Raw genomic sequence first — 17905 nt, 5'->3', positions numbered from 1 at the left:
GCGGGGCCTGTTGGGGCGGCGTGGAGGCCAAGATGGTAGCGAAGAAGCGCCCGGCGAGCAGCATTGGCCCAGCTTGGCGACAATCGCGAGCTATGCTTTTTTCCCGTTTTCTCAAAATCGCCCTGATCCTGGGCCTGCTTTCGGCCATCGGCCCGTTTGCCATCGACATGTACCTGCCGGCGCTGCCGGCCATCGGGCAGAGCCTGGGCGCCGAGGTGGGCGCCGTGCAGTGGAGCCTGACGGCGTTCTTCCTGGCGCTGGGCACCGGCCAGCTGTTCTACGGCCCGGTCTCCGACATGCTGGGGCGCAAGCCGCCGCTGTACTTTGGCCTGGGCCTGTTCACCGTGGCCAGCGTGGGCTGCGCGCTCACGACGAACATCGAAACCCTGGTGGCGCTGCGCTTTGTGCAGGGCCTGGGCGCGGCGGCCGGCATGGCCATTCCGCGCGCCGTGGTGCGCGACCTGCACACCGGCAACGAGGCCGCGCGCCTGATGTCGCTGCTGATGCTGGTGTTCAGCGTCTCGCCGATCCTGGCGCCGCTCGCAGGCAGCGGTGTGATCGCCCTGACGGGCTGGCGCGGCGTGTTCTGGGCGGTGGCCCTGGCCGCCGTGGCCGGTCTGGTGCTGGTGTACGCCGTGCTGAAGGAAACCCGTCCCGCCAGCGCGCGGGTCGAAAGCAGCCTGGGCGGCGCGCTGCGTGCCTACGGCCTGCTGCTGCGCGATGCGCATTACCTGGGCCTGGTGTTCATTGGCGGCTGCGCCATGGCCGGCTTCTTCGTGTACTTGGCGAGCTCGCCGTTCGTGCTCATCAACCACTACGGGCTCACGCCCACGCAGTACAGCCTCGCGTTCTCGCTCAACGCGATCGCCTTCATCGGCGCCTCGCAGTTCACGGCCGCGTTGGGTGCGCGCTTCGGGCTCGTGCGCGTGGTCAAGGGGGCGGCCAGCGCCTCGGGCGCGGTCATGCTGGCGTTGCTGGGCTACTACCTGGCGGGCGGCGACCGGCTGGGCGTACTGATCGCGCTGTATTTCATCGCCAGCGCCTTCATGGGGCTGGTGATTCCGACCACCTCGGTGCTGGCGCTCGAAGAGCATGGCGCCATTGCCGGCACGGCCTCGGCGCTGCTGGGCACGCTGCAAATGCTGACCGGCGCGGCCGCGATGGGCATCGTCGGCCTGTTTGCCAACGGCCAGCCGCTGCCGATGGTGGTGGGCATGGCGAGCGGCGCCCTGGTGGGCGTGGCGCTGACCTGGATCACGCTCGGCGGCGCGCGCGCGGGCCGGCTGCACGGGTGCCACGCCTGATGGCCGGCACCGACGCGCCGCACGACGGCCTGCCCGAGCCGGCGCGCAGCCGGGCCATGCTGGTCATCATCCTGGGCCTGACGGTGGCCGTGCTCGACGGCAGCATCGTCAACCTGGCGCTGCCGGGCATCGCGCGCGAACTCAACGCCAGCGCCGCGCACTCGATCTGGGTGGTCAATGCCTACCAGATCGCCACCCTGGTCATGCTGCTGCCGCTGGCCTCGCTCGGCGACCGCATCGGCTACCGGCGCGTGTACCTGGTCGGCATGGCGCTGTTTGCGCTGTCGTCGGTGGGCGCCATGCTGGCGAACTCGCTGGGCACGCTGATTGCGGCGCGCACCGTGCAGGGCCTGGGCGCGGCCGGCATCATGAGCGTGAACGCGGCCATGGTGCGCCTGATTTACCCGCGCGCGCTGCTGGGGCGCGGCATGGCGATCAATTCCATGGTGGTGGCGATCTCTTCGGTGGCCGGGCCTTCGGTCGCGGCGGGCATCCTGTCGGTCGCCTCGTGGCCGTGGCTGTTCGCGCTCAACCTGCCGCTGGGCGCATTCACCCTGTGGCTGGGGCGGCGCGCGCTGCCGCGCAACCCGGTGCTGGACACGGGCCCGCGCAACTCCATGGTCGACATTGCGCTGAATGTGCTGATGTTCACGCTGATCTTCCTGGGCGCCGAACGCCTGGGCGTGCGCCATGGCGACACGCCCGGTGCGGCCTCGCCGCTGCCCTGGGCCCTGCTGGCGGCGGGCGTGCTGGTGGGCTGGGTCTATCTGCGCCGCCAGTGGCACATGGCCACACCGCTGTTCCCGATCGATCTGTTGCGCATTCCGGTGTTTGCGCTGTCCATGGGGTCGTCGGTGGGCGCGTTTTGCGCGCAGATGCTGGCCTACCTGGCGCTGCCCTTTCTGTTGCTGGACAGCTTTGGCCGCTCCCCGCTGCAGGCGGGCCTGCTGATCACGGCCTGGCCGCTGGGCATCGTGGTCGTGGCGCCGCTGGCAGGCCGGCTGATTGGGCGCTATGCCGACGGGCTGCTGGGCGGCATCGGCATGGGCGTGTTTGCCAGCGGCCTGCTGCTGCTGGCGGCGCTGCCCGCCGACCCGTCGAACGCCAACATGGTCTGGCGCCTGGCGCTGTGCGGGGCCGGGTTTGCGCTGTTCCAGTCGCCCAACAACCACACCATCGTCACGTCGGCACCCCTGCACCGCAGCGGCGCCGCCAGCGGCATGCTGGGTTCGGCGCGGCTGACGGGGCAGACGCTGGGCGCCGTCCTGCTGGCCACCATCTTCACGGTCTGGCCGCCCAGCGACGGGGTCGGCGAGGTCGTGGCGCTGCTTTTGGCCGCGAGCTTTGCGGCGCTGGCGGGGGTGTGCAGCTCGCTGCGGTTGCGCAGCCACTGAGGCGTGCCCGGCGCCGGGCCAGCCCGTAGGGTGTGCAGATTTGGCATGAAAATGGCCGCAATGCCACGCCCCACGGGCGCCGTCAGCTATCTTTTTTGAATTTCGCAGACGGTGGCTTGGGTGCTGAAGCCGCTACCCCGCGCGGCGCGTGCGGGCCGAACATACCAGCGCCGACACAGAAGTCTGGACAGCAACACAAACCCTGGGTAAAAAGCGGTAGTGCCAAGAAGTAATGTCTGAAACCTGCGCCGCGTGCCGCGTGGTGCCTGGTGGCACGCCGCTGTTGCTGTTGGTGGCATTTTTGCCCGAAAAACCATGTGCACGTGGGCCCTGGGCACAGGGTACTGCGGCACGCTGGAGGTCTTATGGTCGCAGTCCACGCCTTGCCCGACAGTGCGCTCCCTTCCGGCGCGCCGGCACCGGAGACCGAGGAAGACGCCAACTTCGGCGTCTACAACGCGCCGCCATCGGTGTGGCCGCATTTCCTGGTCGGGCAGGCCGAACGCCCCGTGCGCGTGCTGATCGTGGACGACGACGCCCACATCCGGCGCGTGATGGCGCAGGAACTCATGGCCGACCCGCGCACCATGGTGGTGGGCCAGGCCACCAACGTGCGCGAGGGGCGCCGGGCCATCAAGCAGCACGATTTCGATGTGATGCTCGTCGACCTGCACCTGGGCGATGGCGAGGGCTTCGAGCTGCTCGACTACATGAAGACGGTGCGCCCCGCGGCCGAGGCGGTGGTCGTGTCCGTCACGGAAAGCGAGGAGCAGGTGCTGCGCGCCTTCGAGCTCGGCGCCACGGGCTTTCTGCTCAAGAACTCCTGGTTCGGCAACTACCCGCAGGCGGTGCTGCAGGTGGCCAACGGGGGCGCTTCGATCACGCCCACGCTGGCGCGCCGCCTGTTGCAGCGCTTTGATTCGTCCCATACCGGCGCGGCCCGAACGCCAGCGCCGCCAGAGTTCGAGCAGCTCTCCGAGCGGGAAAAAGAAGTGCTGCGCATGGTGGCCAGCGGCCACACCAGCACCGAAATTGGCGCGCAACTGCAGATCAGCGGCATGACCGTGAACACACATGTGCGCAACATCTACCGCAAGTTCCAGGTGCGCACGCGCGCGCAGGCGGTGCGCTTTGCCTCGCTGCGGGGCCTGTTTTAGCGCCAGAGCCGTGGCAGCCCGCCATGTTCCGCTACCGCCCCCCGGTCTTTGCACTGGCCTGCGTGGCCCTGTGGCTGCTGCAGCTGCTGTTTTTGCCCATGGCTTTGGGCTGGTTTGCCGGAGAGCGCTTTGGGCAGTGGGTGGTCTTGGGCGCGACGGTGCTGCTCGGGGCGCTGCTGCTGGTGCAGCTGCCGCGCGTGCTGCGCTGGCGCCCGCGGCGCAGTGCGCGGCCCTCGCCCGAGCTGCAGGCCGAGCGCCAGCGCATCGCCCAGACCCTGCACGACAGCGTGGGCTCGCAGCTCGTGGGCGCCATGGCACTGCTCGACGCGGCGCAGCCCGCACAGCAACACGCCTTGCACAGCCTGGAGCAGTGCCTGCTGGAGCTGCGCGTGGTCGTCGACTCGATGGACAGCACCGATGAGGCGCTGCCCGACCGGCTGGCCCGGCTGCGCCACCGCTTCCAACCGGTGCTGGAACACCGCGGGATCGCGATGGACTGGAGCGTGCAGGAGGCGGGCAGCGGCGCCGTGCTGGGCGGTGCCGCGGCACAGCAGTTGGCCCTGATCGTGCAGGAGGCCCTGAGCAACACGCTGCAGCACGCGCACGCCACGCGCGTCAGCGTGTCGTGGGGTCCGGCGTCCTCCGGCAACGCCTGGCTGTTGCAGGTCAGCGACAACGGCCGCGGACTGGCCCGGGCGGACGGCGCCGCTCCGCCGGGCGGCGGCAAGGGACTGGCCGGCATGCGTTCGCGCGCGCAACAGGCGGGCGGGCGCTTGCAGGTGGGGCCGTCGGCGCAGGGCGGGGTGTGGATTGGCGTCGAAGTGCCCTGCGTTGCCGCGCTGCCGGGTGCGGCAGGCCCGGGCGCGCTGCCGGGGCGGCGCAAAAAATGGCTGGACCGCCACCTGTTTTCGGCCAAATAGGTTTTTTGCTATGCTAGGGTTGCGGTATTTGCTATTGAAAAAGTAGCAATTTGCGCAGGGCCGCAGTGCGGCGCTCGCACGGTGTGCCCCCGCGCCTGTGGCAAACTCGCCCGCTTTTCCTGACCGGGTGCCGTGGGGCACGACAGCAATGCAAAAAATCATTGGGCAGATTGCCGCAGAAATCCGTGTCACGGCGGCGCAGGTGCAGGCCGCCATCGACCTGCTCGACGGCGGGGCCACCGTGCCCTTCATTGCGCGCTACCGCAAGGAAGCGACGGGCGGCCTCGACGACATCCAGCTGCGCGAGCTCGAAGCCCGCCTGTCGTACCTGCGCGAGCTCGCCGACCGGCGGGCGGCGGTGCTCAAGGCCATCGACGAGCAGGGCAAGCTGACCGACGCGCTGCGCGCGGCCATTGCCGCCGCGCCGACCAAGCAGGAGCTCGAAGACCTCTACCTGCCGTTCAAGCAAAAGCGCCGCACCAAGGGCCAGATGGCGCGCGAGGCCGGCATCGAGCCGCTGGCCGACAAACTGTTTGCCGACCCCTCGCTCGACCCCGCCACCGAGGCCGCCGCGTTCACCCGGCCGCCCGAAGTGCTCGACGACGGCAAGCCCGGCGCCGACTTCTCGACCGTGCCGGCCGTGCTCGACGGCGTGCGCGACATCCTGTCCGAGCGCTGGGCCGAAGACGCGGCGCTGGTGCAGGGCCTGCGCGAATGGCTCTGGGCCGAGGGCCTGCTGGCCGCCAAGAAGGTCGATGGCAAGGACGAAAACCACCCCGACGTGGCCAAGTTCCGCGACTACTTCGCCTATGACGAGCCGATCGGCCGCGTGCCCTCGCACCGCGCGCTGGCCGTGTTCCGCGGCCGGGCGCTGGAATTGCTCGACGCCAAGCTGGTGCTGCCAGTGGAGCCCGAGCCCGGCAAGCCCAGCATCGCCGAAGGCAGGATCGCGCTGCACCTGGGCTGGAGCCACGCCCGCCGCCCCGCCGACGACCTGATCCGCAAGTGCGTGGCCTGGACCTGGCGCGTCAAGCTCAGCCTCTCGACCGAGCGCGACCTGTTCTCGCGCCTGCGTGAAGACGCCGAGAAGGTCGCCATCAAGGTGTTTGCCGACAACCTGCGCGACTTGCTGCTGGCCGCACCGGCCGGCCCGCGCGTGGTGATGGGGCTGGACCCGGGCATCCGCACCGGCGTCAAGGTGGCCGTGGTCGATGCCACGGGCAAGCTGGTCGACACCGCCACCGTGTTCCCGCACGAGCCGCGCAAGGACTGGGACGGCGCGCTGCACACGCTGGCCAAGCTGTGCGACAAGCATGGCGTGCAGCTGGTTGCGATCGGCAACGGCACGGCCAGCCGCGAGACCGACAAGCTCGCGGGCGAGCTCATCAAGTTGATGTCAAAAGTGTTTCAAACGCAGTCGGGACAAGCGCGAGCAGCTATTGAAAAGATAGTCGTTAGCGAAGCCGGCGCCTCGGTTTACTCGGCCAGCGAATACGCGTCGCAAGAAATGCCCGACGTCGATGTGAGCCTGCGCGGCGCCGCCAGCATCGCGCGGCGCCTGCAGGACCCGCTGGCCGAGCTGGTCAAAATCGACCCCAAGAGCATCGGCGTGGGCCAGTACCAGCACGACGTGAACCAGGCCGAGCTGGCGCGCACGCTCGGCGCCGTGGTCGAGGACTGCGTGAACGCGGTCGGCGTGGACCTGAACACGGCCAGCGCGCCGCTGCTCTCGCGCGTCTCGGGCCTCTCGGGCAGCGTGGCAAAGGCGGTGGTGCGCTGGCGCGAAGCGCACGGCGCGTTCCAGAGCCGCAAGCAGCTGATGGAAGTGGCGGGCCTGGGCGCCAAGACCTTCGAACAAAGCGCGGGCTTCCTGCGCATCCGCGGCGGCGACAACCCACTCGACATGACCGGTGTGCACCCCGAAACCTACCCCGTGGTCGAGCAGATCATGCAGGCGACGGGCAAGCCCGTGGCCGAGCTGATGGGCCGCGCCGACATGCTCAAGACCCTGAAGCCCGAGCTGCTGGCCAGCGAAAAATTCGGCGTCATCACCGTCAAGGACATCCTGGCCGAGCTCGAAAAGCCCGGCCGCGACCCGCGGCCCGACTTCAAGGTGGCGCGCTTCAACGACGGTGTCGAGGACATCAGCGACCTCAAGGAAGGCATGCAGCTCGAAGGCACGGTGAGCAACGTGGCGCAGTTCGGCGCCTTCATCGACCTGGGCGTGCACCAGGATGGGCTGGTCCACGTGAGCCAGCTGGCGCACAAGTTCGTCAGCGATGCGCGCGAAGTCGTCAAGACCGGCGACATCGTCAAGGTGCAGGTGCTCGAAGTCGACGTGCTGCGCAAGCGCATCAGCCTGACCATGAAGCTGGGCCAGGCCAGCGCCCGCCCGGGCGGCGGCGCGCCCAACCGCTTCGAGGGCGCAGGGCGCCAGCAGCAGCCGCGCCGCGCGAGCGAAGCGCCGCAGCAGTCCAGCATGGCCGCGGCCTTTGCCAAGTTGCAGGGCAAGCGCTAAGGCGGTAAGAACCGGAACAGGCGCTGGGCACGGCAGGGCGCCGGGCCCATGGATAATGGCCCGGTTTCCACCACCGCGCGCCCGAACCCCATGGAGTTGAACGCCCTGCTGGCCCAGCCCGCCGTCCTGCCCAGTCTGCCGCGGGCGGTGGCTTTGCTGATGAACCAGCTGGCCCACGACGAGCCCGACCTGCGCCGCGTCAACCAGCTGCTGGGCACCGACCCGGCGCTGGCGGCGCGGGTGCTGGAGCTGGCCAATTCCGGCGCTTTCGCGGCGCAGCGCCACATCGCCGGCATTCCCGAAGCGCTGGCGCTGCTGAGCACGGCCCAGCTGCGCACGCTGGTGAACTCGGCGCCACTGGGCACGGCCTCGCGCAGCGTGCCGGGCGTGAACCTGCCCCAGTTCTGGCGCTACAGCCTCCACACCGCCAAGCTCGCGCGCTCGCTCGCGGGCAGCCTGCACCAGGACCAGGTGGCGGCCTATACCGCGGGCCTGCTGCACGGCCTGGGCGAGCTGGTCATCCACCTGGCCGCGCCGGAGCGCGTGCAGTCGCTCAATACGCTGGTCGCGCCGCTGGACCTGCGCCGCAGCAAGCTGGAGCAACACCTCTTCGGCTACTGCTATGGCCGCGTGAGCGCGGCGCTGGCCCTGCGCTGGCAGCTGCCGCAGGTGGTGGTCGATGCGCTGGCCTACCAGCACGCCCCGTTCGAGAACAAGGCCTATGAGCCCCTGGCCGGGGTGATCCACCTGGCGGTCTGGCGCGCACGGGCACGCGAGGCCGGTCTGGACGACAAGGAGATGGCGGTGACCTTTCCCGACGAGGTGGGTGTGGTGCTGGGGCTGGACATCGACATGGTGCTGCAGCAGGACCCCATCGACTGGACCCCGCGCTCCGAGGCCGACGCCGGCGAGTTCGCCTGAGCCGCGCAGGGCAAGCGTCCTGTGGCGCGGCTTTGGGCGACGGGTTTACAGCGAGGCCCGCAGCATCTCGCGGTAGTCCTGCCGCGTCGCCAGGCGCGGATTGGTCAGGTGGCAGTGGTCGGCCAGGGCGCCGTCGATCACGGCCTCGAACTGCGCTTCGCCGACGCCGACCGCCGAGAGGCCACGCGGCAGGCCCAGGCGGGCATTCATGGCACGGATCGCCTCGGGGATGTCGCCCGCCGATGCCAGGCCCATGGCGTGCGCCATGCGCTCCAGGCGCCTTTCCTTTTGCACGGATTCAGACGTGGCGTTGAAGCGTACCACCGCCGGCAGAAACAGCGCATTGAGCGTGCCATGGTGCAGCCGCGGGTCCACGCCGCCGAGACTGTGGCTCAGCGAATGCACGCAGCCCAGGCCCTTCTGGAACGCCATTGCGCCCTGCATGCTGGCGCTCATCATGTTCAGGCGCGCTTCGGCATCCTGGCCCTGGCGCGTGGCGCGCTCGATGTGCGCCCAGCCGCGTGCGAGGCCGTCGAGCGCAATGCCGTCGGCCGGCGGGTTGAAAGCGGCCGACATGAAGGTTTCCATACAGTGCGCGATCGCGTCCATGCCGGTCGCGGCCGTCAGGAGCGGGGGCAGGCCGAGCGTGAGCTCGGGGTCGCAGATGGCGGCCCGGGGCACCAGGTGCCACGAATGGAAGCCGAGCTTGCGGTGGTCGTCGACGATGAGGATGGCGCCGCGCGCCACCTCGCTGCCGGTGCCGCTGGTGGTGGGCACGGCAATCACGGGCGCCACTGCCGCCGTGATGCGCGGCGAGCCGCCTTCGATCGTGGCGTAGTGCGTGAGCGGACCGCCGTGCGTGGCGGCGATGGCAATGCCCTTGGCGCAGTCGATGGCGCTGCCGCCGCCCACGGCGATGAGCCCGTCGCAGCCCTCGGCACGGTACACCGCCACGGCGGCGCGCACGGCGGCCTCGGTCGGGTTGGAGGGCGTCTGGTCGAACACCGCCACCGGCAGGCCGGGCAGGGCGTCGAGCGCCTTTTGCAGCAGGCCCGCGGCTTTCACGCCGGGGTCGGTGACGATGAGCGGGCGCGCGATGCCGACGCGCTCGCACTCCTGCTTGAGCAGGCGGATGGCGCCGGCTTCGAACTGGATCTGGGTGATGTAGTAGATGAAAGCCATGGCGGTGGAGGCAAAAGTTGCGGCTACGATGCGTGCAAACACTGTACAACCCGGAGGCTGACATGACCCCAAAGCAAACCCTGGCCCTGCTGGCGTTTTCCGTCGCGTGCGCGACAGCGGCGCAGGCGCAGTGCCTGACCGATGCCCAGGCCGCCGAGATGGCCGCGCACTACCTGGCCAGGACGCCTGCCGCCAACCCCGAGAACCTGTCCGCCGCCGACGGCGCCTGCACGCGCGCCAAGTTCAATGCGCTGCTGGCGCCGCGCTTGGGCAAGGTGGTGGGCTACAAGGCCGGCCTGACCAACCCCGCGGTGCAAAAGCGCTTCAACACCGACAAGCCGGTCTGGGGCAAGCTCTACGAGGGCATGGTGCTGCCAAGCGGCGCGAGCGTGCCGGCCGCCTTCGGCGCGCGCCCGCTGTTCGAGGCCGACATGCTGGTGCGCGTGAAGAGCGCGGCCATCAACCAGGCCCGCACGCCCATGGACGTGCTCGCCGCCATCGACCAGGTCATCCCGTTCATTGAGCTGCCCGACTTGATGGTGCAAGCGCCGTCGAAGCTCAACGGCCCGGGCGTGGCCGCCATCAACGTTGGCGCGCGCCTGGGCGTGGCGGGCAGCCCGCTGCCCGTGCCCGCCTACCGCGCCGAGCGCCATGCGCTGCTCGACGCGCTGCGCGACATGCGCGTGGTGGTGAGCGAGGGCAGCGGCGCGCAGCTGGCGCAGGGCCAGGGCAGCGACATCCTCGAGCACCCGCTCAACGCCGTGGTCTGGCTGGCTGCTGCGCTGGCGCAGGAAGGCCTGGCGATGCAGCCCGGCGACCTGATCAGCCTGGGCTCGTTCTCGCCGCTCATGCCGCCCAAGGCGGGCCAGTCGATCACGGTGCGCTACGAGGGCCTCGCCGGCGCGGCGCCCGTGGCGGTGCGTTTTGAGTGAAAGCGGCGCAGTGACGGCCTCCCATCTGCACCTGCACCACACCCGCCTGACCCCGCAGATGCGCAGCGTGCTCGAACGCATGGCGCGCGCGGGCCACCCGCCGCTGCACACGCTCTCGCCCACGCAGGCGCGCGCCGCCTACGAGGCCGGCGCGGGCGTGCTCGAAGTGCCCAAGGCGCCTCTGGCGCGCGTCGAAGACTTGCGCATTCCCGCACGCGACGGCCAGGCCTTGCCGGCGCGGCTCTATGCGCCGCAGGTGCCAACCGGCGGCCCGGGCCTGCCGCTGCTGCTGTACCTGCACGGCGGCGGCTTCACCATTGGCAGCATCGCCACGCACGACGTGCTGTGCCGCGAACTCGCGCGCCTGGCGGACTCCATGGTGGTGTCGCTGGGCTACCGGCTCGCGCCCGAGCACAAGTTTCCGACCGCGTCCAACGACGCCTGGGACGCCCTGCAGTGGCTGGCCACCCACGCCCCGGCCCTGGGCGCCGATGGCGCGCGCCTGGCCGTGGGCGGCGACAGCGCGGGCGGCACGCTGGCGGCGGTGTGCGCCATCCTCGCGCGCGACGCCGGCCTGCCGCTGGCGCTGCAGCTGCTGTTCTATCCCGGCTGCGCGGCGCACCAGGACACGCCCTCGCACACCACCTATGCCAAGGGCCTGGTGCTGGAGGCACCAGCCATCAGCTGGTTCTTCGGCCACTATGTGAAAAACCGCCAGGAGCGCGAGGACTGGCGCTTCGCCCCGCTGCTGGCGAGCGACGTCGACGGCGTGGCGCCGGCCTGGCTGGGCCTGGCCGAGTGCGACCCGCTGGTGGACGAGGGCGTCGACTACGCCGACAAGCTGCGTGCCGCGGGCGTGCCGGTCGATCTGGAGATCTACCGCGGCGTCACGCACGAATTCATCAAGATGGGCCGCGCCATTGCCGAGGCGCGCACCGCCCATGCCGACGCCGCGCGCGCGCTGCGCCAGGCGTTCCGTTCCGAGGACTGAGCCATGGCCCGCCAAGCGTTCCGTTTCTTCCACCCCATGCGCGTGCGCTGGGCCGAGGTGGACATGCAGAAGATCGTCTTCAATGCCCATTACCTGATGTACTTCGACACCGCCATGGCCGACTACTGGCGTGCGCTGGCGCTGCCGTACGAGGCCAGCCTGCAGGCGCTGCATGGCGACCTGTACGTGCGCAAGGCCACGCTCGAATACCACGCCTCGGCCCGCGCCGACGAGCGCATCGACGTGGGCCTGCGCTGCAGCCGCATCGGCAACTCGTCGCTGTTGTTCGAGGGCGGCGTTTTCCGGGGCGACACGCTGCTGGTCGGCGGCGAGCTGGTGTACGTGTTTGCCGACCCGACCACGCAAACCCCGCGCCCCGTGCCCGAGCTGCTGCGCAGCGTGCTGCAGGGCTTCGAAGCCGGGGAGCCCATGCTCGACATCCGCACCGGCAGCTGGGACGAGCTGCAAGCCCACGCCGGGCCGCTGCGCACCGCGGTGTTCGTGCAGGAGCAGGGCATCCCTGCCGAACTCGAATGGGATGCCGACGACGCCAGCGCGCTGCACGCCGTGGCCTTCAACCGCCTGGGCCTGCCCGTGGCCACCGGGCGCTTGGTGCGCCAGGCGGATGGCGCGGCGCGCATCGGCCGCATGGCGGTGCTGCCGCTGCTGCGCGGCGCCGCCGTGGGGCGCGCCGTGCTCGATGCGCTGGTCGAAGCCGCGCGCGCGCGCGGTGACCGCCAGATCGTGCTGCACGCGCAGCGCAGCGCCGAGGGCTTTTACCGCCGCGCCGGCTTTGCGGCGCAGGGCGATCCCTATGAAGAGGCGGGCATCGCCCATATCACCATGGCGCGGACGCTGTAGGGCGAGGATGCGCCGCGCCGTGCCATCGCGTGCAAGGCACGATTGCTCTTAAAGCAATAGCTGTCAGCGCTTGCTGGGTAAGCGCTGGAAGCCTATTTCATTGAAATTTTCTGCGCCGCCGGCGCGGCGCATCAAAGGTCTTCGAGCAGCGGGTAGGGCAGGGTGCCCAGCGTGAGCGCCACGCCATCGGTGGCGCCGACCTGCAGGCCGCCATGCTCGGCCGCCGCGATCTGCAGCGAGGCGATGGCGTCCCAGCCGCCGCCCGGGGCGGGGGCGGCCTGCACCAAGGTGCCGCAGGGCTGCTCCAGCTCGTCTGCCGCAAACACTTCGGCGCCCGCGGCGAGCGCCGCCGGCGCATGCACCAAGTAGGCGCGGCGCTTGATGGCGCCGCGGAACTGGCTGCGCGCCACGACTTCCTGGCCCGGGTAGCAGCCTTTCTTGAAGCTCACACCGCCCACCGATTCGTAGTTGAGCATCTGCGGCACGAACGCCTCGACCAGCGGCGCGGTCAGTGTGGCGACGCCGCTGCGCACCTCGCCCCAGGCCCAGAGCGCGGGGTCGAGCACCGCGCTGGCAGGAGGGGACTCGCCGGCGGGTGCCACCCACAGCGCGCGGGGCTGGCCGTCCGCAGCGGGCAGGTGCACCAGGGTTGCAGAGCCAAAATCGGCCTTGGCCCAGGCGGGCTGTGCGCTGCCAGCTATGGAAAGCAGAGCGTTGCCGGCCAGGCCATAGAGCGCGAAATCTTCCGTCGCGTCGCTCAGTCTGGCCTTGGCGCGCATCACGAACATCGACATGCGCTTGAGCGTGGGTGCCAACAGGTCGCGGCTGCAGACCAGCAGCACCTCGGTCGGGCTGCGCTTGAAACCGATGAAGCTGGCCTGCATGCGACCCTTGGCCGACAAGAAGGCGGCCAGGCGCGCCTCGTGCAGGCCGAGCAGCGCAAAGTCCTGCGTGAGCTGGCCGTGCAGGAACTTGGCCGCGTCTTCGCCTTCCGCGCGGATCACGCCAAGGTGGTTCAAGGGGGTTATGCCATCGAGGATCACAGTCATGGCTGAATTATGATGCCCCCTCCCTTTCTTACAGGTTGCAGGGTTGTGCGTCGTCTTCTGGCATGGTTTTTGTTTTTGGCGGTGGCGCTCGGCGGCGCGGCCGTGTGGTGGCTGCACGCCCCCCTGCCCATGGGCGGCCAGGCGCTGGAGCTGGAGATCGAGCCCGGCACCACACCGCGCGGCGTGGCCCGCAACGTGCAGGCCGCGGGCGTGCAGGTCGATGCGCGGCTGCTGTATGCGTGGTTTCGCCTGTCGGGGCAGGACCGCCTGATCAAGGCCGGCAACTACGAGATTCCTGCGGGCACGTCGCCCTACAGCCTGCTGCAGAAGCTGGTGCGCGGAGAAGAGTCTCTGCGCGCGCTGACCCTGGTCGAGGGCTGGAACTTCCGCCAGGTGCGCGCCGCGCTGGCGCGCGAGGAGTCGCTCAAGCCCGACACCGCTGGGCTGACCGACGCGGACATCATGGCGCGCCTGGAGCGCCCCGGCGTCCCGGCGGAAGGGCGCTTTTTCCCTGACACCTACACCTACGCCAAGGGGTCGAGCGACCTGGCCGTGCTGCGCCGCGCCCTGCGCGCCATGGACCGGCGCCTGGAGGCGGCATGGAGCCAGCGCGCCAGCGACACGCCGCTCAAGTCGGCCGACGAGGCGCTGGTCCTGGCCAGCATCGTCGAGAAAGAAACCGGCCGCGCCAGCGACCGCGGCATGGTGGCCGGCGTCTTCACGAACCGCCTGCGCGTGGGCATGCTGCTGCAGACCGACCCGACGGTGATCTACGGCCTCGGCGAAAAATTCGACGGCAATCTGCGCAAGAAGGACCTGCAGACCGATACCCCGTGGAACACCTACACGCGTGCCGGCCTGCCGCCCACGCCTATCGCCATGCCTGGCAAGGCCGCGCTGCTGGCCGCCGTGCAGCCCGAGCGCACCAAGGCCCTGTATTTCGTCGCCAGGGGCGACGGCAGCAGCCACTTCAGCGGCTCGCTCGACGAGCACAACCGCGCCGTCAACCGCTACCAGCGCAGGCAGTAGAGAGAACCCAACACATGGCACCCACAGGGCTGTTCATCAGTTTCGAAGGCATCGACGGCGCGGGCAAGTCCTCGCACATCGAGGGCCTGGCCGCGGCCTTCCGGGCCCAGGGCCGCACGGTGGCGCTCACGCGCGAGCCCGGCGGCACGCCGCTGGCCGAGAAGCTGCGCGCGCTGCTGCTGCACGACGCCATGGATGCGCTCACCGAGTCGCTGCTGGTGTTTGCCGCACGGCGCGACCACCTGCGCTGCGTCATCGAGCCTGCCCTGGCGCGCGGAGAGGTCGTGCTCTGCGACCGCTTCACCGACGCTACGTTCGCCTACCAGGGCGCGGGGCGCGGCTTCGATCTGGCGGTGCTATCGCATCTGGAGCGCCTGGCGCAGACCGGGCTTGCTCCAGAGCCCGATTTGATGCGTGAACCCGATCTGACAGTCTGGTTTGACCTGCCCGTCGAAGTGGCCGCGCAGCGCCTGGCCGCCGCGCGCGCGCCCGACCGCTTCGAGTCCGAGCCCGTAGAGTTCTTCCGCCGCGTCGCACAGGGCTATGCCGACCGCGCGGCCGCCGCGCCCCAGCGCTTCGCGCGCATCGACTCCGCGCAGGAACGCCACGAGGTCTGGCAGCAGTTGACCAGCATCCTGGTGCGCAAGGGCTGGCTGGCGATCATGGTGGCAGCGCAGGGAGGCCCAAGGTGAGCGCTGTGCTTGCGTCATGGATCGCCGCGCAGCGCAGCACGCTGCTGGCCCAGCGCGGCCACGCCTGGCTGCTGCAGGGCCCGTCGGGGCTTGGGCAGTTCCAGCTGGCGCTGGAGCTGGTGCGTGCCTGGCTGTGCGAGGCGCCGACGGCACAAGGCGCCTGCGGCCACTGCACCAGTTGCCATGCGATCGACGTGCACACCCACGCCGACCTGTGCGTGCTGATGCCCGAGGTCGACATGCTGGCGCGTGGCTGGCCGCTGCCCGAGAAAGCCCAGGCCGAGCTTGACGACAAGAAGCGCAAGCCCAGCCGCGAGATCCGCGTCGAGGCCATGCGCGACGCCGTCGAGTTTGCGCAGCGCACCAGCGCGCGCGGGCGCGGCAAGACGGTGCTGGTCTATCCGGCCGAGCAGATGAACACCGTGACGTCCAACGCGCTGCTCAAGACGCTGGAGGAGCCGCCCGGCGACGTGCGCTTCGTGCTCGCCAGCGAGGCCGCGCACCAGCTGCTGCCCACCATCCGCAGCCGCTGCCTGGGCCACACCATGGTGTGGCCGGCACAGGCGCAGATGCTCGACTGGCTGGCTGCGCAGGGCGTGGCCGGCGAGGCGGCAGAAGCCTTTTTGCGCGCCACGGGTGGCCGCCCCGAAGACGCCCTGGCGTTCGCGCGCTCGGGCCGCAGTCCTCAGGCCTGGGCGCAGTTGCCCAAGGCGATGCTGCGCGGCGACGTGACCGCGCTGGCCGACGAGGGCCCGGCGCAGGCCATCGACGCACTGCAAAAGCTCTGCCACGATCTGCTGGCGCTGCGCGTGGGCGCCGCACCGCGTTACTTCGCGACCGCCGATCTGCCGCCGGCGCCCGCCATCGGCCCGCTCACGCGCTGGTCGCGCGCACTGACCACGGCGGCGCGCACCGCCGACCATCCGTTCAACGCCGGCCTGATGCTGGAGGCGCTTGTGGCCCAGGCGCGAAACACCCTACACTCGCGCTAACCCCGCGTTTCCCACCCCATGAGCAGTCCTTCCACCGCGCCCCGTCCCAGCGTCATGCAGCTGGCCATCAAGGAAAAGGCCGCCCTGTATGCCGCCTACATTCCCTTTTTTGCCGAAGGGGGCATTTTCGTGCCCACCCCGCGCGACTACCGGTTGGGCGACGATGTCTATGTGCTGCTGACGCTGCCCGAAGACACGCAGCGCTACCCGGTCGCGGGCCGCGTGGCCTGGGTCACGCCGGCGCGCGCCGGTGGCAACCGCACGCAGGGCGTCGGCATCCAGTTTCCGAAAGATGAGAAGTCGCGCCAACTGAAGCTGAAGATCGAAGAGATCCTGGGCACGGCGCTGGGCTCCGACAAACCGACGCAGACGATCTGACGCGCGCCTTTCACCCCGTGCCGATCCGCTCAGAACGTGAACACGTTCTCACGCCGGTCGGCATTTTGTTTTGACCCAAGCCATGTTCACCGACTCCCACTGCCATCTCAGCTTTCCCGAACTGGCCAGCCAGCTGCCCGCCATCCGCCAGGCCATGGCGCAGGCGCAGGTGGAGCGCGCCCTGTGCATCTGCACTACCCTAGAAGAGTTTGCCGACGTGCATGCGCTGGCGACGGCGCACGACAACTTCTGGTGTTCGGTCGGCGTGCACCCCGACAACGAGGGCGTGACCGAGCCCACGGTGCAGGATCTGGTAGAGCGTGCCGCGCTGCCGCGCGTCGTGGCGATTGGCGAGACGGGCCTCGACTACTACGGCATGGAAGACCGCAAGGGCGGCCGCAGCATCGCCGACCTGGAGTGGCAGCGCGAGCGCTTTCGCACGCACATCCGCGCCGCGCGCGCCTGTGCCAAGCCCCTGGTCATCCATACGCGCAGCGCGTCGGATGACACGCTGGCGATCCTGCGCGAGGAGGGCGAGGACGGCGCGGGCAACCGTGCCGGTGGCGTGTTCCATTGCTTCACCGAGTCGGCGCAGGTGGCGCGTGCCGCGCTCGACCTGGGTTACTACATCTCGTTCTCCGGCATCATCACCTTCAAGAATGCGCAAGACCTGCGCGACGTGGTGGCGTTTGTGCCGCTGGACCGCATGCTGATCGAAACCGACAGCCCCTACCTCGCGCCCGTGCCCTACCGCGGCAAGACCAACAACCCTGCGTATGTGCCGTTCGTGGCGCAGCAGATCGCACAGACGCGCGGCATCGCGGTGGAGGACGTGGCCAGCGCCACCAGCCGCAACTTCGAGGCCCTGTTTGCGGGCGTGCTGGCATGACGCTGCGCCGGCGCGCCGTCCTGGGCATGGCCGCGGCGGGCCTGGCGAAGGCGGTGCCGGCGGGTTCGTTCGAAGACTTTTTCACGGCCATCCGGCGCGACGATGGCAATGCCATCCTAGCGCTGCTGCGCCGGGGCTTTGACCCCAACACGCGCGATGCCACGGGCCAGCCGGGGCTGACGCTGGCCCTGCAGCTGCAGTCGCTGCGCGCCTTCGCCGCGCTGATGGCAGCGCCGACGCTTGATGTGGAGGCGCGCAACGCCCAGGGCGAAAGCGCGCTGATGCTGGCCGCGATCCGGGGCGACATCGACGCGGCCAAGGCCTTGATCGCGCGCGACGCCGACGTCAACAAGACCGGCTGGACCCCCTTGCATTACGCCGCCGCCGGCACGGGCGCGCAGCATGTGGCCATCATGGCGCTGCTGCTGGACCACCATGCCTACATCGACGCGGAGTCGCCCAACGGCACCACGCCGCTGATGATGGCCGCGCAATACGGCACGCACGAAGGCGTGCAGCTGCTGCTCGACGAAGGCGCCGATCCGTCGCTGAAGAACCAGCTGGGCCTGGGAGCCTCCGACTTTGCCCTGCGCGCCCAGCGCAGCAATGTGGCCGATGCCATTGCCGCCGCCGTGCGCAGACGCCAACCCCAAAGCGGAAAGTGGTAAGGCCGCAGGACGGCGGTGGCGGCCCCTG

Annotated in this window: 17 protein-coding genes; 15 read left to right on the top strand and 2 right to left on the bottom strand. The window is 70.0% G+C overall.

The window, feature by feature from the left end; genetic code table 11:
* Window positions 1–92: 92 nt before the first annotated feature.
* The 6 genes from B2J86_RS01570 (at window position 93) to B2J86_RS01545 (ending at window position 8214) form a co-directional block, all read left to right on the top strand.
* A complete protein-coding gene (locus B2J86_RS01570) occupies window positions 93–1304 on the top strand; it encodes a multidrug effflux MFS transporter (RefSeq protein ID WP_173024560.1) in 1212 nt (403 codons plus the stop codon).
* Complete coding sequence (locus tag B2J86_RS01565) at window positions 1304–2698, top strand: MFS transporter (protein WP_173024559.1); 1395 nt, start codon at window positions 1304–1306, stop codon at window positions 2696–2698. The genes B2J86_RS01570 and B2J86_RS01565 overlap by 1 nt, the downstream gene beginning before the upstream one ends.
* 365 nt (window positions 2699–3063) lie before the next feature.
* Entirely contained in the window at window positions 3064–3855 is a 792-nt protein-coding gene (locus tag B2J86_RS01560; RefSeq protein WP_169167838.1) for a response regulator transcription factor, read from the top strand.
* A 23-nt stretch (window positions 3856–3878) separates the two neighbouring features.
* The gene (locus tag B2J86_RS01555) at window positions 3879–4775 is read left to right on the top strand and encodes a sensor histidine kinase (RefSeq protein ID WP_169634403.1); all 897 of its coding nucleotides are present in this window, start codon (window positions 3879–3881) and stop codon (window positions 4773–4775) included.
* A 148-nt stretch (window positions 4776–4923) separates the two neighbouring features.
* The gene (locus tag B2J86_RS01550; RefSeq protein ID WP_173024558.1) at window positions 4924–7293 is read left to right on the top strand and encodes a Tex family protein; all 2370 of its coding nucleotides are present in this window, start codon (window positions 4924–4926) and stop codon (window positions 7291–7293) included.
* Between the two features lie 90 nt (window positions 7294–7383).
* On the top strand, window positions 7384–8214 hold the full coding sequence (locus tag B2J86_RS01545; protein ID WP_173024557.1) for an HDOD domain-containing protein: 831 nt from the start codon (window positions 7384–7386) through the stop codon (window positions 8212–8214).
* Window positions 8215–8259: 45 nt separating this feature from the next.
* Here the strand turns inward: B2J86_RS01545 and B2J86_RS01540 are convergent, their stop codons facing one another.
* Window positions 8260–9396, bottom strand: a complete 1137-nt coding sequence (locus tag B2J86_RS01540) for an iron-containing alcohol dehydrogenase (protein ID WP_169634448.1) — start codon at window positions 9394–9396, stop codon at window positions 8260–8262.
* Between the two features lie 62 nt (window positions 9397–9458).
* On the opposite strand from B2J86_RS01540, the gene B2J86_RS01535 reads away from it, so the two are divergent.
* The 3 genes from B2J86_RS01535 to B2J86_RS01525 are packed head-to-tail and all read left to right on the top strand — an operon-like array spanning window position 9459 to window position 12180.
* Window positions 9459–10328, top strand: a complete 870-nt coding sequence (locus tag B2J86_RS01535) for a 2-keto-4-pentenoate hydratase (protein ID WP_173024556.1) — start codon at window positions 9459–9461, stop codon at window positions 10326–10328.
* A 58-nt stretch (window positions 10329–10386) separates the two neighbouring features.
* Complete coding sequence (locus tag B2J86_RS01530; protein ID WP_173024599.1) at window positions 10387–11319, top strand: alpha/beta hydrolase; 933 nt, start codon at window positions 10387–10389, stop codon at window positions 11317–11319.
* Between the two features lie 3 nt (window positions 11320–11322).
* Window positions 11323–12180 carry a YbgC/FadM family acyl-CoA thioesterase gene (locus B2J86_RS01525; RefSeq protein ID WP_173024555.1) on the top strand — a complete coding sequence of 286 codons (858 nt, stop codon included), beginning with the start codon at window positions 11323–11325 and terminating at the stop codon, window positions 12178–12180.
* A gap of 131 nt (window positions 12181–12311) precedes the next feature.
* On the opposite strand, the gene B2J86_RS01520 is transcribed toward B2J86_RS01525, so the two are convergent.
* Window positions 12312–13229, bottom strand: a complete 918-nt coding sequence (locus B2J86_RS01520; protein WP_173024554.1) for a folate-binding protein YgfZ — start codon at window positions 13227–13229, stop codon at window positions 12312–12314.
* Window positions 13230–13238: 9 nt separating this feature from the next.
* Between B2J86_RS01520 and mltG the strand changes: the two genes are divergently transcribed.
* From mltG to B2J86_RS01490, 6 genes are all read left to right on the top strand, one after another.
* Window positions 13239–14258, top strand: a complete 1020-nt coding sequence (mltG, locus tag B2J86_RS01515; protein ID WP_169167846.1) for an endolytic transglycosylase MltG — start codon at window positions 13239–13241, stop codon at window positions 14256–14258.
* Window positions 14259–14272: 14 nt separating this feature from the next.
* Entirely contained in the window at window positions 14273–14950 is a 678-nt protein-coding gene (gene tmk, locus B2J86_RS01510; protein WP_169167847.1) for a dTMP kinase, read from the top strand.
* Window positions 14947–15942, top strand: a complete 996-nt coding sequence (locus B2J86_RS01505; protein WP_173024553.1) for a DNA polymerase III subunit delta' — start codon at window positions 14947–14949, stop codon at window positions 15940–15942. Before tmk ends, B2J86_RS01505 begins: the two co-directional genes overlap by 4 nt.
* Window positions 15943–15960: 18 nt before the next feature.
* Complete coding sequence (locus tag B2J86_RS01500; protein WP_173024552.1) at window positions 15961–16320, top strand: PilZ domain-containing protein; 360 nt, start codon at window positions 15961–15963, stop codon at window positions 16318–16320.
* Window positions 16321–16402: 82 nt separating this feature from the next.
* A complete protein-coding gene (locus B2J86_RS01495) occupies window positions 16403–17209 on the top strand; it encodes a TatD family hydrolase (protein ID WP_173024551.1) in 807 nt (268 codons plus the stop codon).
* The gene (locus tag B2J86_RS01490) at window positions 17206–17877 is read left to right on the top strand and encodes an ankyrin repeat domain-containing protein (RefSeq protein ID WP_173024550.1); all 672 of its coding nucleotides are present in this window, start codon (window positions 17206–17208) and stop codon (window positions 17875–17877) included. Before B2J86_RS01495 ends, B2J86_RS01490 begins: the two co-directional genes overlap by 4 nt.
* Window positions 17878–17905 lie beyond the last annotated feature (28 nt).

The organism is Acidovorax sp. SRB_14 (assembly GCF_012932145.1).
Lineage (GTDB): Bacteria > Pseudomonadota > Gammaproteobacteria > Burkholderiales > Burkholderiaceae_C > Simplicispira.
The sequence above is the reverse complement of the archived record's forward strand: the minus strand, read 5'-3'. Positions and strand labels throughout refer to the sequence as shown.

Coding starts and splice junctions, on each gene's coding strand:
- B2J86_RS01570 (WP_173024560.1), top strand. CDS start 93: ATGCTTTTTTCCCGTTTTCTCAAAATCGCCCTGATCCTGGGCCTGCTT.
- B2J86_RS01565 (WP_173024559.1), top strand. CDS start 1,304: ATGGCCGGCACCGACGCGCCGCACGACGGCCTGCCCGAGCCGGCGCGC.
- B2J86_RS01560 (WP_169167838.1), top strand. CDS start 3,064: ATGGTCGCAGTCCACGCCTTGCCCGACAGTGCGCTCCCTTCCGGCGCG.
- B2J86_RS01555 (WP_169634403.1), top strand. CDS start 3,879: ATGTTCCGCTACCGCCCCCCGGTCTTTGCACTGGCCTGCGTGGCCCTG.
- B2J86_RS01550 (WP_173024558.1), top strand. CDS start 4,924: ATGCAAAAAATCATTGGGCAGATTGCCGCAGAAATCCGTGTCACGGCG.
- B2J86_RS01545 (WP_173024557.1), top strand. CDS start 7,384: ATGGAGTTGAACGCCCTGCTGGCCCAGCCCGCCGTCCTGCCCAGTCTG.
- B2J86_RS01540 (WP_169634448.1), bottom strand. CDS start 9,396: ATGGCTTTCATCTACTACATCACCCAGATCCAGTTCGAAGCCGGCGCC.
- B2J86_RS01535 (WP_173024556.1), top strand. CDS start 9,459: ATGACCCCAAAGCAAACCCTGGCCCTGCTGGCGTTTTCCGTCGCGTGC.
- B2J86_RS01530 (WP_173024599.1), top strand. CDS start 10,387: ATGCGCAGCGTGCTCGAACGCATGGCGCGCGCGGGCCACCCGCCGCTG.
- B2J86_RS01525 (WP_173024555.1), top strand. CDS start 11,323: ATGGCCCGCCAAGCGTTCCGTTTCTTCCACCCCATGCGCGTGCGCTGG.
- B2J86_RS01520 (WP_173024554.1), bottom strand. CDS start 13,229: ATGACTGTGATCCTCGATGGCATAACCCCCTTGAACCACCTTGGCGTG.
- mltG (WP_169167846.1), top strand. CDS start 13,239: ATGATGCCCCCTCCCTTTCTTACAGGTTGCAGGGTTGTGCGTCGTCTT.
- tmk (WP_169167847.1), top strand. CDS start 14,273: ATGGCACCCACAGGGCTGTTCATCAGTTTCGAAGGCATCGACGGCGCG.
- B2J86_RS01500 (WP_173024552.1), top strand. CDS start 15,961: ATGAGCAGTCCTTCCACCGCGCCCCGTCCCAGCGTCATGCAGCTGGCC.
- B2J86_RS01495 (WP_173024551.1), top strand. CDS start 16,403: ATGTTCACCGACTCCCACTGCCATCTCAGCTTTCCCGAACTGGCCAGC.
- B2J86_RS01490 (WP_173024550.1), top strand. CDS start 17,206: ATGACGCTGCGCCGGCGCGCCGTCCTGGGCATGGCCGCGGCGGGCCTG.